This is a genomic window from Sphingomonas sp. Leaf22, assembly GCF_001421715.1.
GTDB lineage: Bacteria > Pseudomonadota > Alphaproteobacteria > Sphingomonadales > Sphingomonadaceae > Sphingomonas.
On sequence record NZ_LMKP01000028.1, the window covers coordinates 1 to 15,639 of the forward strand.

Annotated in this window: 12 protein-coding genes; 7 read left to right on the plus strand and 5 right to left on the minus strand. The window is 60.5% G+C overall.

Going from position 1 to position 15,639, the window contains the following annotated elements:
• The first annotated feature begins 77 nt into the window (after positions 1-77).
• From ASE70_RS19265 to ASE70_RS12410, 6 genes are all read left to right on the plus strand, one after another.
• Complete coding sequence (locus ASE70_RS19265; protein ID WP_268795552.1) at positions 78-359, plus strand: SDR family oxidoreductase; 282 nt, start codon at positions 78-80, stop codon at positions 357-359.
• Positions 360-564: 205 nt separating this feature from the next.
• On the plus strand, positions 565-2,388 hold the full coding sequence (locus tag ASE70_RS12395; RefSeq protein ID WP_082451007.1) for a diguanylate cyclase: 1,824 nt from the start codon (positions 565-567) through the stop codon (positions 2,386-2,388).
• 563 nt (positions 2,389-2,951) lie between these two features.
• The gene (locus tag ASE70_RS12400) at positions 2,952-3,503 is read left to right on the plus strand and encodes a hypothetical protein (protein ID WP_156356206.1); all 552 of its coding nucleotides are present in this window, start codon (positions 2,952-2,954) and stop codon (positions 3,501-3,503) included.
• A 144-nt stretch (positions 3,504-3,647) separates the two neighbouring features.
• Complete coding sequence (locus ASE70_RS19910) at positions 3,648-3,914, plus strand: hypothetical protein (RefSeq protein ID WP_156356207.1); 267 nt, start codon at positions 3,648-3,650, stop codon at positions 3,912-3,914.
• A 172-nt stretch (positions 3,915-4,086) separates the two neighbouring features.
• Positions 4,087-4,533 carry a ferritin-like domain-containing protein gene (locus ASE70_RS12405; RefSeq protein ID WP_056505280.1) on the plus strand — a complete coding sequence of 149 codons (447 nt, stop codon included), beginning with the start codon at positions 4,087-4,089 and terminating at the stop codon, positions 4,531-4,533.
• Between the two features lie 149 nt (positions 4,534-4,682).
• Complete coding sequence (locus ASE70_RS12410; RefSeq protein WP_056505283.1) at positions 4,683-5,978, plus strand: cation:proton antiporter; 1,296 nt, start codon at positions 4,683-4,685, stop codon at positions 5,976-5,978.
• A gap of 204 nt (positions 5,979-6,182) precedes the next feature.
• Here ASE70_RS12410 and ASE70_RS19275 read toward each other — a convergent pair whose 3' ends face one another.
• The 4 genes from ASE70_RS19275 to ASE70_RS12430 all read right to left on the minus strand — a co-directional run bounded on the left by ASE70_RS19275 (position 6,183) and on the right by ASE70_RS12430 (position 12,286).
• The gene (locus ASE70_RS19275) at positions 6,183-6,653 is read right to left on the minus strand and encodes a J domain-containing protein (protein WP_082451008.1); all 471 of its coding nucleotides are present in this window, start codon (positions 6,651-6,653) and stop codon (positions 6,183-6,185) included.
• Positions 6,654-6,836: 183 nt separating this feature from the next.
• Positions 6,837-8,002, minus strand: a protein-coding gene (locus ASE70_RS12415) for an IS3 family transposase (protein WP_156356209.1) whose coding sequence is annotated in 2 segments (ribosomal slippage) — positions 6,837-7,750 and positions 7,750-8,002 — 1,167 coding nt in all. Because the reading frame shifts where the segments join, the coding sequence is not laid out codon by codon here.
• Positions 8,003-8,464: 462 nt separating this feature from the next.
• Complete coding sequence (locus ASE70_RS12425) at positions 8,465-9,739, minus strand: PQQ-dependent sugar dehydrogenase (RefSeq protein WP_055999290.1); 1,275 nt, start codon at positions 9,737-9,739, stop codon at positions 8,465-8,467.
• Between the two features lie 141 nt (positions 9,740-9,880).
• Positions 9,881-12,286, minus strand: a complete 2,406-nt coding sequence (locus ASE70_RS12430; protein ID WP_056505291.1) for a glycoside hydrolase family 2 TIM barrel-domain containing protein — start codon at positions 12,284-12,286, stop codon at positions 9,881-9,883.
• Positions 12,287-12,451: 165 nt separating this feature from the next.
• Here ASE70_RS12430 and ASE70_RS12435 point away from each other — a divergent pair, with 165 nt between their 5' ends.
• Positions 12,452-12,724: a helix-turn-helix domain-containing protein gene (locus ASE70_RS12435; RefSeq protein WP_055999297.1), complete on the plus strand. Its 273-nt coding sequence runs from the start codon at positions 12,452-12,454 to the stop codon at positions 12,722-12,724.
• Positions 12,725-13,047: 323 nt separating this feature from the next.
• Here the strand turns inward: ASE70_RS12435 and ASE70_RS12440 are convergent, their stop codons facing one another.
• Positions 13,048-15,411 (minus strand): calcium-binding protein, encoded by a 2,364-nt coding sequence (locus ASE70_RS12440; protein ID WP_056505294.1) that lies wholly within the window; start codon positions 15,409-15,411, stop codon positions 13,048-13,050.
• Positions 15,412-15,639 lie beyond the last annotated feature (228 nt).

The following is a 15,639-nucleotide window of genomic DNA, read 5'->3' on the forward strand; positions in this document are numbered from 1 at the left end:
TCCAACGCGACGCCACTCGACCCTGGGTTATCTCAGCCCCATGGACTTCGAGCGGCAGGCGCAGGTAGCTTAACCTCGTGTCTACCAGACCGGCAGCAGCTCAGATCAATGCTGTGTCTCCTGGTTGGATTATGACCGAAGCCACGGGCGACTTCCTCGCCATGCTACAGGCAGCTAATGGTGGCACGGTCGAAGACGCCCGTCAGTCCGTTCTTGATGCTTTGGGTGGAATTCCAATCGGCCGCGGAGCTGAACCCGTAGAGGTTGCCGACCTGATTGCCTATCTCGCCGCCGACCGCGCCGCCGCGATCCATGGCGCTGAGTTTGTGATCGACGGCGGGACGATCCGCACCGTCTGACCGCTCGGTTGCTCGCCCTTCATGGCGAGCGACTTCCTACACTTTTGCCGCTTTGACCCAGAAGCGGTTACTCAGCCCCCTTTGGCGTCTGCCAGAGACCCGACCATCGTTCACCGCGGGGATTTGGCATAAGCGCCTTCCTCTCGTTTGCACGATCCGAGCGTGAGTAACAGGATGCTAAAACCTGACGGGTACGGCCAAAAGCATGTTGTCGTCACTTTCAGCACGGATCGCCGCGATCGGCCTCGTTGTCCTAATCGCACTGGCTTCGTTAGCAGGGCTCCTCGTGGATGCCTCACGACAGACCAGCCAAAGTTTTGAATGGGCTGGACACTCGGTAGAGGTGATCGAGACGACGGAAGCAGCGTTAGGGGATTTACGCGAGGCGGAGTCGGGTCAGCGGGGCTTCATCATCACCCGCAATCCAGCGTACGCTCGGTCGTTTGCCGAGCGGGTGGAAAGCTCAGCGCGCAATATGGCCGTTGCGGTCCGGCAGACGAGCGATAACCCTATGCAACATGCAAGAGCTCGTGAGATCGCGGTTCTGATGGCGCAGCGGGCAACCTTCCTTCGGCAGCCCTTGCTCCTCGCGCGTCATGGCGATTTTACTGGCGCGGTAGCCATCGTCGCCAGTGGTCGCGGACGTGAGCTGATGGATGCGATCAGCGCCCGGGCTAGTGGCTTTCTCAACGAAGAGCGGGCTTTGCAGACTAGCCGTCAAGACGCTGCGGACAAGCGGCTCGCCAGCGGGCGGAGGCTCGCCATTATCGGAGGGGTCGTGGTTGCGCTGCTGGTTGTCTGCAGCTTCGCACTATTGATCCGCGGAATCCGCCGGCCGTTGGCGACGATGATGCGTGCCATGACGGCGTTGGGTGACGGTGAGCAGGATGCGCGCATTGATACGGCAATGGGATCCGAGGAGTTTAACCGACTTGCTGAAGGCTATAACGCCATGGCGGAGAGGCTGAGGAACGCCGTCGCCGATCAGGCGAACAGCGAGCGTCAGCTGCAAACCGCCAACGCCGAGTTGCAGCGTAACAGCGAAACCCTGCGCGAACGCAGCTCTGTAATTGGGCTTCTGGGCGGCATGTCGCACCGCATGCAAGCGGCTCGCACCGACGATGAGCTAGCGCAGATCATCAAGGTCTTCGTACCGCGCGTACTTCCGAACGTTCCCGGCGCCCTCTACGCGCACAATAACTCGCGCAACTGCCTCGTGCCCATCGCAAGCTGGGGCGGCACGGACGTTCCGATTGAGGGCTTCGCGCCAGATCGGTGTTGGGCGTTGCGCCGCGGGCAAAGCCATTACGTGTCTGGGCCTGGCGGTGACATCGTTTGCGGTCATGTCGGCGAGGACGAGATCTATCACTGCGAACCCTTGCTCGCCGGCGGTGAGGTTATCGGTGTCCTCTACCTTCAAGGCAAGATTGAAAGCGAGAACCGCTTCCGCATGAACGTGCTGACCGAGAACATCGCTTCAGCATTGGTGAACCATCGCCTCCAGCGCTCCCTGCGTGAGCAAACGATCCGCGACCCGCTGACCGGCCTGTTCAATCGCCGTTACATGGAGGAGACGCTGAAACTGGAGATCGCGCGTGCCTCCCGCGCTGGCACGCCGCTGAGCCTCGTCATGTGTGACGTGGACCACTTCAAACGGTTCAATGACGAATTCGGCCATGATGCTGGCGACGCGGTTTTGCAGGTCGTCGCAGCGGAAATGCGCAGCCGTTTTCGCGACGGCGACGTGGTTTGCCGCTTCGGCGGTGAGGAGTTCACTATCATCGCCCCGGGCACGACCGCGGACGCTCTGGCAGGACGCGTGGAAGTCGTTCGACGCGCTATCGCCGAGCTGACCGTTCGGCATGGCAGCCGCAGCCTTGGATCAACCAGCATGTCATTTGGCATCGCGACGTGGTCAAATACGATGGCCCGCGACGGCTCAACCCTCATTCAGGCAGCCGACATGGCTCTCTACCAGTCCAAGCGTGAGGGTAGAAACCGTGCCACGATCAGTCTCATCGCAGCCTGACTGCCAACAACGTAATTCTGGCCGCGCCCAAGGACTCTTGTCGGTTACCGTCTGGTGGCGAGCGGGCGATCAATACCTCACCTGCAAAACTGATGACCCACATGCGGTCATCGGACGCACCTTATCCGCTTTCGACTTCTTCCGTTCGTTCATATTCCAAAAGGCCGGTCGGTTGCTATCACACGGGAGTAAGCGGTCGTTTGGCAGGACGGGAAGCGGAACGGTCGCATTCAGGAACGCCGGCGTACCCTCGCTGCAGCTCGCGCTACTCTCGTGTTAGTTGGGTTGTCATTTTCGGCATTAGGCTTCGAAATGGCGCGCCTCACCTGATCACGGTACAGCGCGGCCACGACATCGCCCCTGGCGAGCTGTTGATTAAACCTGCTCTCGATCAAGCGAAGCGCTGTGCGGTCATATTTGGTTATTCTATGAGAAAATGGCATCGTGTTGGGTGTCGGGCGGCCTGTCGGATTGGGAGTTCGGGGCGCGCCCTAACTGTGTAGGCGGTCGCGTAAAAAGAGGCGGGCGGGCAACAGGGTGGTTAGTCGTATGTTCTCACCACCATGCCTATTGATCCAGCTCACACCGCTACCGTCGTCACTAGCCGGGCAATCCGGGCGGGCCACGAACAGGATTTCGAACAATGGGTGACGGAACTGAATCGCCTTGCCCGCGTGGCGCCGGGATATCGGGCTGCAATCCGGCTCGGCCAGACCGCGGGGTTTCAGCATCTCCTTTTTCGGTTCGATGACCGTGCCGCGGTCGAGGCATGGCATGACGATGCGCAGGTACGCGCACACGTTGCCATCGCTGATGGATTTTCTACTTCGCTCCGCCAGATCGATGTTGGCGAAGGCGTCGCCTTCGAACTGCCGAGCGATGCGAGCGCCAGCAAGTGGAAACGGTTCGTGACGACATGGCTGACGGTATTTCCCATCCTGCTAACGATCAGCTTAGTGATCCGCACGGCGCTCAAAGATGCACCGCTGCCCCTGCAACTCCTGCCTTCATCACTTCTGCTCACCGCGACGCTGCAATGGATCATCCTACCGCGCCTGCAACGATATACCCGATTCTGGCTGCTGCAGGACGGTTCCGGCCGGCTACAGACGTGAGGGCTTGAAACATGGCTACGAAGTAAAACGGGGTGCGAATAACGTACCTATTACATTTTTCTCCACCTTAGCTGTCGTAGCAGGCGCAGGATCAGACCCGATAACCCACTTGGGGTAGCCTTCCGCTGTCATGATAATGTCCGGATGGCCGACACGATCGTTTCCAGTTTCGATGCAGCCTGCACCATAGCACCGTTCGCAAATGGCCCGCTTGCAGCGGAAACTCACAAGGTCGATTTCGGCATTCCATTGCCCATGCCCGCGACAGACTGGACAGAGTGCATCAAGAGCGCCGTTTCTTGGCTGAAGCGGAATAATGTCAAACGCGTGGGGTTTATCCGGCCCTGCGCAAAGGACAACATGCGTGGCGTGCGGTATATCAGTTCTACAGATGATCAGGCCGGTCGGTAACTGTCGTACGACTACGTACTCGTTTTTTTGTGTCCTTGCCTCACCTAGCTGATCGCTTTCGCCAGCATGGGCGGCTCTGCGACCTACACAGCTGTCTGATGCGGAGCTTTGATCCTGATCGGGTCCTTTTCGGTGGGGGATCGTTGTGCTACCTTCACCACTGGAGCCTTCCATGACCAATGATCACGACGTATCCGTACTGAACGGCCTTATCGAGACTACCCTCGATAGCATGAAGGGCTATGAGGACGCCGCAAAGGATGCGGAAAGCACTCAGTATGCGAACATGTTCGCGGATTTCGCACGCGATCGCGCGAAGGTTGCGACGGATCTGCAGAACCAGGTACGCGATCTTGGCGGTGATCCCGAACTGAACTCAAGCGTGCTGGCTGCTGCGCATCGTACGTTCATGGATCTGAAGCAGGCGATTACCGGGAAGGATGACAAGGCGATCATCCAGGAGGTCGAGCGTGGCGAAGACCATATCAAAGCCAAGTTCGAGGACGCGATGAAGCAGGACGATCTGTCCCCAGCCACGCTTACCGCGATCACGACGGCGTTTGCGTCGGTCCGCGAGGGTCACGATAAAATGAGCGCGCTGAAGCATAGCGTAGCGTAACGTAACGTAATGATAGAGGGCGGCGGATTATTTCGCCGCCCTTACCTTGCAAGCTCCCCAACACCCCACGGTAGGGTCGACGTTACGTGCGAAGGTGATGATAGGTCGCATCGTGGCACCCAAGCCTGCCGATTGACCGTTAGTCATTGATGCAGAGTTTATCACCTGATCCGTACATCCTTATCCTGACCGGTGCCGGACTGCTGATCGCGTTAGTCGCTTGGCTACCGCTTGCGCTAAAACGGTTGCCGCTATCGTTGCCAATTGTGTGTATCGGCATCGGTGCGGCGATATTTCTGCTACCGCAGGTGACGCTACGTCCACTACCCTATCACTACCCAGAAATAACCGAACGCTTCGCGGAGTTCGTCGTCATCATCGCGTTGATGGGGGCGGGCTTGAAGATCGATCGTGTGTTCGGTTGGCGCCGCTGGTCAATTACTTGGCGGTTGCTGGCAATAACAATGCCGCTGGGCATTGTTGCGATTGCTGCGTTGGGCATGGAAGTGCTTGGTCTACCGTTAGCCGTCGCGCTGCTTCTCGCGGCCAGCCTAGCTCCAACCGACCCCGTACTCGCTGCAGACGTACAAGTTGGTCCTCCAAAGACCGGTGATGAGGACGAAGTACGTTTTGGCCTTACCTCTGAAGCCGGGCTAAATGACGGTGCGGCATTTCCGTTCGTTCATTTGGCGGTGCTGCTGGCCGTTGCCCTTCCTATGGGCAAGCCATGGGTAGCCGAATGGCTGACGTATCGTGTGCTATGGGAGATCGTAGGCGGCATCGTAGGCGGATGGCTTGTTGGTCGTGCGTTTGGGTGGCTGACGTTTCATATTCCTGCCGAAACCAAGCTGGCGCGAACCGGCGATGGACTGATCGCAATATCAGCGACGCTTGTCTCGTACGGCTTGACCGAGATCGTTCATGTCTACGGCTTCCTTGCCGTATTCGTAACCGCACTGACGTTTCGCAGTGCACACCGCGACCATGAGTTTCAAGACGAAATGCATGCCATTACCGAGCAGATTGAGCGGCTTGCAATGATGGTCCTGCTCATTCTGTTCGGCGGAGCACTGGTGAGCGGCCTGCTCACGCCCATAACCCGGGTCGACGTCGTGGTAGCGCTCTCCGTTCTGCTCGTCATACGCCCGGTCACGGGTTGGATTGGTCTGCTTGGCTGGGCAGGCGATCGTGACGAGAAGCTGACCTTGTCCTTTTTCGGCATCCGCGGCGTGGGCTCGATCTACTACCTAGCCTATGGCAGCAACCACATGCCAGTCAGCGATGCCGAGCATCTATGGGCAATTGTCGGTCTCATCATCCTTCTGTCGATCCTGCTGCATGGCCTGACAGTGACACCGATCATGCGTTCGCTTGACGAACGCCGGGGTGTCGATCCGGAGGCGAAAGGAGCCCCGACGCCCGGGCTTCAAGGACCAGCGCACTAACGCTTTGCACTACGAGGTTCGTGCTTCCAGGGACGCTTCAGAAGCTACTGGAAGTGATAGCACGGACCGGGACCAGACATCCGCAACCCCCTCTGAGCTGCCGAAGTTCTGCCACTTGTTCATCACCGCGTTGTGACCGCTTTAGGAAGCAGACTGTGCAAATCCGATCTTGACGACCAACGAGGTGCGGACGGCTGTGGCCGGCTATGGTACATGGTGAACTGCCACGCTATGTCGAACCGTAGATGTCAAACCGGGCTTCTCATAATACAGCACAAGGATGGTAGCCAACGGTGCGGCAGTGAGGATTAACAGAAAAAGGCCAATTAGCCAATCGTTGGTGTTAAACGGCTGCGAGAAGCTATCACTGGGCCGCATGGACGGGGTAGCTCGCATGGCGCGCCTGCCGGCTTTCCTTGAATAAACCGAGCGATCCGCGCTTGATTCATGAGCGGACGGCATGAAATGTAAGCGATCATAAGCGGCGCGTGCTTCCTCCTTACCCAAAACAGCATACGCCTCATTGATCTCCTTTGCGCGAGCAGAAACGTCCACACCATGATTGGCATCGGGGTGATATTGACGGAGCAGCGCCTTCCACGCGGAATGTATAGTGTCGCGACTTGCCGTCGATGGCACACCAAGAACGGCATAATAGTCGGGTGATAGAGCCATCCGGTTGTCACCTGTCGCGAAAACGCAAAACGAACGTACACCTAGCAGGCAATCATAACCGGATCTGCCCGGCGATCCGTAAGGAGATTTTAGGCATCAACCGTCAGATGGCTACCATTTCCATACGCAAGTTCGATGATTCGACAAAACCACAATTGCAGCCGCTGACGTGACCCCAGTCTTTCATCCAACGGCAACCAGAGACCGACCGGTGTTGTCGCGCATGAGCGCGGGTGAAGCAACGGGCGGGTTTAACCCCGCCCGTTGCTTTTCAAGCCCGGCAGCGAATGCGGCCGGGGTAGCGTAGCCCAACGACGAGTGCGGCCGCTCGGTGTTGTAGTCATCGACCCATCGCGCGAGGATCGAGCGGGCCTGGCCGATGGTAAAGAACAGCGTCTCGTTGAGCAGCTCGTCGCGCATGCGACCGTTGAAGCTCTCGACGAACCCGTTCTGGGTCGGCTTGCCCGGCGCGATGTAATGCCACTCGACGCCCACATCGCCGGACCAGGCCAGCACCGCGTTCGACGTCAGCTCGGTGCCGTTATCGCTGACGATCATCTTCGGCGCACCACGTCTGGCAATCAGATCACCTAGTTCGCGCACCACCCGACGGCCCGAGATCGACGTATCGACCACCGCCGCCAGGCACTCGCGGGTCACATCATCAACGACGTTCAGCACCCGAAACCGGCGGCCGGTGGCGAGTTGATCGTGAACGAAGTCCAGGCTCCAGCGCTGGTTGGGAAGCGCCAACACTGGCGCCGGTGCCCGCGCGCCGACGGCGCGCTTGCGTCCCTTCCTGCGCCTGACCGTCAGCCCCTCCTCGCGGTAGAGCCGCTGGGTCTTCTTGCGGTTGATCGTGATGCCGTCACGGCGAAGCAGGATGTGTAGACGTCGATAACCGAACCGCCGGCGCTGCTGCGCCAGCTCACATAACCTCGACCGAAGGTCACCATCATCCGCTCGGCACGAGCGATATCGCATACTCGTGCGATCCGCTCCGACGACAGCACACGCCCGCCGCTCGCTCATCCCCAGCGTCGTCTGGAGATGCACGACTGCTTGCCGCTTCGCGGCGGGCGCTACCATTTTTTTGACAGCAGGTCCTTCAGACCGGCGTTGTCCAGCATCGTGTCGGCGAGCAGGCGCTTGAGCCGTGCGTTCTCTTCCTCGAGCGACCGCAGACGCTTTGCGTCGGACACCTCCAAGCCGCCAAACTTCGCCTTCCACGCATAGTAGGTGGCGCTCGACATCCCGTGCTTCCGGCACAGCTCCGTCACCACCGCACCTGCCTCGGCCTCCTTCAGAATGCCGATGATCTGCTCTTCCGAAAACTGCTTCCGCTTCATTCCGTCCGTCCCTTCGAGGGCCGGTCTCTAGTTCCAAGTGGATGAAGAAACGGGGGTCACGTCATAAGTAGCTGTCGGTTGAACGACATGAACAGGCGTCCGCTTTCGGGAAACGGCAACGGAGTTGTGAATGTCGCCTTGTGGGTCACTCTGCGTTGGCCTTGGTCATCCCAGAATCTCATGGGACTGCTCGCGGTTCGGACCGTCGTCACAGCGCCATGGCTGCCCCCGGGCGGGGCGTGGAGGCGTTCGATGTCCGTGCGAGGAGGGGCCCAAACAGTTGCCTGTACTGACGGCTGAATTGCGATGGCCTCTCGCAGCTGACTGCAAAGCCTGCCGTGCTCGCCGTGGCACCCCCCGCCAGCATCAGGCGCCGGCCCCACGGCCTTCTTCTCCGCCATCCCTTCGCTGCCACTATCTTTTTCTGGCTGTGATCAACGAGTCCTGACCCCGGTGACCTGTTTACCGGCTTGCCTGACGGGGCATCGCAGCGGCGATGCGCCATATCCTGCCCCCTTTGTCATCAACTACCAGTACCGATCCGTCGCGTGCGGTCGCCAGCGCACGCGGTCGGCCATGCACATGGTCCGGACCGTCGGTAAAGCCGGTCAGCACGGGCTGCATCGGGCCAACCGCCCGGCCGTTACAGAACGGAACGAACACCACGTCATAGCCGAGCAGTGTCGAACGGTTCCACGAGCCGTGCCGCGCGACAAAGGCACCGTCCTTGAAACGCGACGGCAGCGACGTGTTCATCCCAAACGAGATGCCAAGTGCGGAAGCATGGGCACCGACCGCAAAATCGGGCGTCAGAGCCTTGGCCACCAGGTCGGACCTCTGCCCTTTCAGACGCGGATCGGGATTCTTGCCCCAGTAGCTGTAGGGCCAGCCGTAGAAGCCTCCTTCCTTCAAGCCGACAATGTAGTCGGGGACCAGATCGTCGCCCAGTTCGTCACGCTCGTTTACCGAAGTCCACAGCCGCCCGGTCCGGGGCTCAATCGCCATGCCCACCGGATTGCGAATGCCATCGGCATATACACGCTCCCGTCCGCTCGCCAGATCGATCGCCAGGATCGCGGCACGACGCGTTTCCTTGGCCATGCCGAACTCGCCCGCGTTGCTGGCCGAGCCGACCGCAATGAACAAGGTGCGTCCGTCGCGGCTGGCCAGCAGATTCCGCGTCCAATGATTGTTGTAGCCGGTGGGATCGAAGCGGGTGATCCAGTTGCGTGGCGCGTCGTCGGCGATGCGGGTGAGGCCGAGCGTATAGGGGGTCCAGAACACGCCATTCGCGTTGGCAATGTATAGCTTGTTGCCAATCAGTTGCATCCCGTAAGGCTGGCTGAGGCCGCCTATCAGTGTTTCGCGTACGTCGGCGCGGCCATCGCCATCGGTATCGCGCAGCAGCAGGATCCGGTTGCGCCCGACCGCGCGGTAGTTCGGGTCGTTACTCTTGCGCTCGGTCGTCGCCTCCGCGACCAACACATCTCCGTTCGCAAGCACCACAGCATTGCGCGGAGAGTCGAGCCCCTCCGCGAAGGTGTTTACGGTGAGGCCGTCGGCCACCTTCAAGCTGGCACCGTCATGAAAGGGCGTAGTATCGGGCGTGTTGACGACCGATTTGGTGGCGTACGGCACGGGTAGTGCCGGCCTGCTCCCGATACTCGGACCGCTGGTCTGGGCGTGTACCAGCCCGGCGGTAAGGATGAGTGGCAGGGTCAGCAGGGAACGCAGCATTGGTGGCTCCGATCGTGTAGGGGGGGCGTGGTCAGTAACGAGGGGTAGCGGTCGTTTGGTCGGGCACCCAAAGAGCGTCACCTGTATCGATGCATGGAATGGCTCAGTGCGCAGGCCGATCGCTGTCGACGGTGGACTTCGTCATTTCTGTCGGGCCTGCAGCGCGATCGTGCCCGGTTTCAACCCGTCGGCGCTGACACGTACGGTGAAGCGTCCGTCACCGGCACCGCGTACCAGCGCGACGGCGTTACCGTCGCGGGGCTGGCGGTCCGGCGAGGCAAAGGGTCGGTGGTCGGTGACCGATCCGTTGTCGGTGGCGATCAGTTCGCCCGCACCCTCGACCGAGAAATGCAGGAGTTGCGCCGCGTTCGGCACGGTCACGCCCTTCGCATCGACCACCTGTGCGCGGACATAGGCCATGCTGTCGAAGTCGGACCCGACCGTCCCGGTATCGGACGACAGCCGGATCGCAACAGGAGTGCCGGCGGTGCGAAGCCGGTCGGAGATATCGCCAGCGCCCTGGTCCCGGCAAACGGCCCGTACTTCTCCCGGCACATAGGTTACCGCCCAACGGCGCGGCGACGCATTCGCGTTGATCGGCAAGGTGCCGAGCGAGCGACCGTTCAGAAACGCCTCTACCTGGCGGCAGTTGCTGTACACCTCGATCGTTTCGGCATGCGGTTTCGCGTTCGCAGGCGTCCAATCGTCGAAGAGGGCAACCGGCGGCTGGGGCGTCGCCACCGCGATCATCGCCGGCAGGACCGGTTGGTTTGGTCCGCCTGCGCCATCGGTCGCCGGTCCGGCGGCAGTCGGAATGGCGTTGCGTACAACATGGATGACGCGCGTTTCCGACCACCAGCTCGCCCGTTCCAGCCCGCGGACGTGCGCTGCGCCGGTCCGGTCGAGCAGGCCGGTGTAGCGGCTGATGGCGGGCCAACCGGCGCGGTTTGCTTCACCCAGGTAATCGATACCAGTCCACAGGAACATGCCGGCATAGGCCGGATTGTCACGTACCGGCAGCCAGTTGATGCGGTTATGCCCGTTCTCCGTCCCGACGATCCGGCGACGTGGGTCCTGACGGTGCGCTGCCGCCAGTTCGGTTTCGCGATAATTCTGGCCGACGACGTCGAGCATGTCGGCCAGGCCGTTGGTATAGTCGCCCGTCACGTTTGGCCGGAACAGCCCCATCGTCACCGGGCGGGTCGGATCGGTCGCATGGGCGATATAGAGGATCGAGCGCAGTGCCGCCTTGGCCTGTACGGGATAGGCGGTGTCGTGGATTTCGTTGCCTGCACTCCACAGCACGATACTGGGGTGATTGCGATCGCGCCGGATCATATCGGCCGTGTCGCGCTTGTGCCAATCGCTGAAGAAGAGGTGGTAATCCTCCGGGGTCTTCGCGACGTTCCACTGATCGAACCATTCGTCCATCACCAGCAGGCCGAGTTCGTCGGTCAGGTCGAGCAGTTCCGGGCTGGGCACGTTGTGCGAAGTGCGGATAGCGTTGACGCCGAGTGCCTTCAGGGCGATCAGCCGCTGTCGCCATACTGCGATGGGCACCGCTGCGCCGACTGCGCCGCCGTCATGATGCACCGCCACGCCCTTCAGCTTGATGTTGCGTCCGTTCAGCCAGAAGCCGGTGTCCGCCCGGAATACGGCTTCCCGAACGCCGAACCGCACGGTTTCGCTGTCCAGCACGTCGCCGCGGTCGTCCAGGATGTGAATCGTGGCGCGGTACATCGCGGGATCGTTGAGGTTCCATCGCCGGGGCGATGCGAGCCGGATCTCGCGCGTCACAAGCTGTGTGCGGTCAGCCTCCACCTGCGTCAGCAGCGATCGTGTGCGCCCGGCTTCGCGCCCGTCGGGACTGGTGACGACCACTTCCACCATCGCACCGCGGGGCGTCGTGGAGGAATTATGGATTTCTGTCGAAACCGACAGCATGGCAGCCCCTGCCGTGATCGAGGACGTGCGGACAAACGCGCCACCTTGCGGCACATGAACGTCGCCGGTTTCGATCAGGCGGACATGCCGATAGATGCCCGACCCGGTGTACCAGCGCGATGACGGTGCAGCCGCCGTGTCCGCCCGCACTGCGATGACGTTCGGCCCATCACGGCGTAGATGACGCGTGATGTCATAGCGCAGGGAAACATAGCCCATTGGCCGGTAGCCGACATGGTGGCCATTCACCCAGACGCCGCTGCGCTCCATGATGCCGTCAAACTCGACGAAATAGCGACGGTTCGGAACGGGAGTGACGTCGAGGTTGCGACGATACCAAGCAATGCCGGTAGGAAAAAAACCGTTCTCACCTCCGGCCTTTGCATCCTCCGCAACAGGTCCAGCAATCGCCCAGTCATGCGGAACCGTTACCGTGCTCCAGCCTTCAAGGTTCGTCGCAAGACGTTCCGCGCCTTCAGGATCGCCTTGAACGAAACGCCAGTCCGAGCTTAGCGGCGTTATTGTCCGATCCGCCGCCCCGGCCCCGGGGGAGAATGCCAAACCAGCGATTAGCATCGCTAGGCGACTGACCGAACGATCCATCTACCTCTCCTGTAGGCCCCTTCCGCTTGCCTTAGCGAAAAGTCTCATCTTATGAGACGGCTTCTCACATGGCAGACTAATCAGACTTTGCCAGCGTTGGCAATGTTAGAGTTCTTGGAATCCGCGCAAGGTCCCTTCACTCACCGCTGCCGTCGAGGGGGGCTGATGACCGATCCGTGGCGCGGCAATGTGCGCGCGCTACGCAACTTTGCGGTACAGACGGTGCTGGCCCTGCCCGGCACGGCGGGCGAAGACGACGGACTGCCCCTTACCGACCGGGTGGCACGGTTCGAGGCAGCAGTCATCGCAGAAGTCCTGACCAAGGCTGCCGGCGATGTCGCCGCCGCCGCCGAAGCGCTGTCGATGTCGCGGCGAAGCCTCTACGATCGCCTCCGACGCTACGGACTGGACGCCAGCGAGCATCGTCGATCGGGATAGCGTGTCGGCAGGTTGCGATCCCATGACAGACGGTTCCGCTTTCGTCCGGGATGGTCAGCCTGACAAGTACGCAGGACAACGCAAGGCGGCTTATTGATCCTGCCCCTGGCCAATGCCTTCCCGTTTAACCATCCGATCGGGGACGGCAGGAAGCGCCCAAACCCGGCCGTTCATCCGTCCAGCGCGACGGTGGATAATGCGCTGCTTCCAACATGAACGAATGGCAGAAGATGGGAAGCTGGTGAGGCGCCCCCAACGACCGTTTGTGGGTCTTGGAGCACGGGCGTGTTTCATAATCATCGTACGCCCGTGCTACCGTGCCATCAGATTAGAGCGTCGGCGTCAGGCATGCCAACGGAAGAGCCGACGCGGCTATAAACGTAGTAGGTGACGTTGTCGGCGACGAAACTGCCATCATACTCCAAACTGGTCACGCGGGTACCAGCATCGGAAGTGATGACAGCCTGCCCACCACCGGTAAAGTCAAGGTCGCGATCAGAACCGAAGCCAATGACGCCGTCGCTGTCCCGGTCAGCCAACTTCAGCGTCGTTACCAGTAGGTCATCAACGCCGAAGTCCTTGATCCTGTCGTTGCCAAGAATGGCACCCGCGAACAGGAAGACGTCACTGCCGCTGCCGCCCGAGAGGACGTCGTTACCCTGACCACCTTCCAACAGATCTCGTCCGGAAAACCCGGTAAGTGTATCGGCGCCTGCGAAACCGCGGAGGATATCGTTGCCGGCTGTGCCGTTCAGGACGTCGGCCCCGTCCGTGCCGGTCCGATCGTCACTACGCAGGCTGATTTGAACGACGGTGCTATCGGTACCGGTGTCAAACAGCTGGCCGGTCGCGGTGATCCGGATCGCGATTGTCTCGTCACCTTCGACAAACCCATCATCGAGGATCGCTACGGAGCCCAGATTGACGCGATAGTCGCCGGCCGGCGATTGCGTGATCGAAAAATTACCCGAGAAAGTACCGACGCTCACGTCGCTGCCATTGGTCGCAGACGACGCGTCAGTGACGAAGCTCATCGACACGAAGGTGTTTAGGCTAGTCACGCTCTTGAACGTCAACCCGATCGTGAACGTTTGATCGATGCCCTCGGTGACGACCTGGGGAGTGGTTACGACGGCGGTTGCAAGATCGGCACCGTTGACGACCTTTGGTGCGTAGCCACCAAAGTTTTCAGCGGTAAGCGAAAAGGCATCGACGTTCTCCAACCGGCCGATGGTTTGGAAGCCGCTATTTCGACCGACCGCACCATCACGATCGATCTGGAACAGCGTATCCTTGCCAGCTTGAAGCAGTCGCAGATAGCCGCTGCTACCGAACGGGTTCGATCCGTCCCAACCTTGGAAACCGAAGGCGAAGTTCGTGCTGATATCGACGACATCGCCGTCCGCACCCGCCGTGAAGTCGGCAATCGTGGGAATGGCGTTCTGCGGTGCAAAGCTGGCGAACTCAACACGATCGCGTCCGCTACCAAGCGTTGCGCGTACTGCCTGTCCGTTCCCTAGAATGAGCCGGTCGGCACCCTCACCAAGATCGATTGAACCGGTGCCGGGACTGAAGACGTAGTAGGAAACGACGTCGTCTCCTGCGCCGCCTTCGATCCGGATCGTTTCGGCAGTTCCATTAGACGAATGCGACACGAATATTGAATCGTTGCCTGCACCACCACGTATCGTGTCCGACCCGCCCGTGTCGCTGATCGTGTCATCGCCGTCGCCACCATCGATGACGTCGTTACCGAAGCCGCCCTGGATGGCGTCGCTATCGGCACCGCCATCGATAATGTCATTGCCATTGCGACCGTCGATCTGATCACGACCGGCGAAACCGCTAATGATGTCGGCACCGACCGTGCCGTTCAGGGTATCGAAGTTGTCCGTGCCGGTGATCGTCCTGCCGACCACCGCGGCGCCCGACGGTGCATATCCGCCGAAGTTTGCTGCGGTAAACGCTTCGACCAAGCTGTTCTCGAAGCGTGCCAGCGGCACGAAGCCGGACATGGAGCCGGTAGGTCCGTCGCGATCCGCTTCCAACAGGACCGACGTGCCGGACTGAACCAACCGCAGAAAGCCCGCCGGGCCAAACGGATTGGAGCCATCCCAATTGATCGTCGTCCGGGCGACATACTCGCTCAGTTCAAAGATGTCGCCCGCATCGCCTGCCTGAAAATCGGTAATGACAGGAGCAGTTCCGATCGAGGTGGACGGTTGCAGAACGATCGTATCGCGCCCGGCGCCAGTGGTGATCGTCAGCGAGGCGTTGGATACAGTCCCGAACGACAGTCGGTCGGCACCGTCACCGAGATCGATCGTCGCCGTCCCCTTGGCGGAACTGTTGAAATCGACCCGGTCGTCGCCGGTTCCGGCATTGATGACGATCGTCTCGGTCAATCCCGTCGCGCCAAAATGGCTGACGTTGATCGTATCGGCACCGGATCCACCACGCAGGATGTCCGACCCGCTGGTAAAGTCATTGACGAAGTCGTTGCCGTCTCCACCATCGATAATGTCGTCGCCTGCGCCCCCTTCCAACGAGTCTCCATCGTCGCCGCCGTTGATTACATCGTTGCCGCCGCGTCCGTTGATGATGTCAAAGCCGGCATAGCCGTTGATGACGTCGTCCCCATCCGTGCCCGATAGCGTTTCAGACGCAGCAGTGCCGTCGATCTGCATAATTTCCTCCCCCAGAATTCAGTGAGTTATGGAAGCCAACCTTGGCACGCGCAAGCGAGCGTACGATCCGGTCGAGTGGAGAGTTCAACCGCCTCGCGGTAGCTGCGAGGGTCGATCGCCTTAGCAATCTGAACGAATGGGGTGGATGGCTCCCGCTCACGGCATCGAGGTGCCATGGTGTGAAGGCTATCAGGCATTCACGAGCATATGGGAGCCACCCGTCATGGA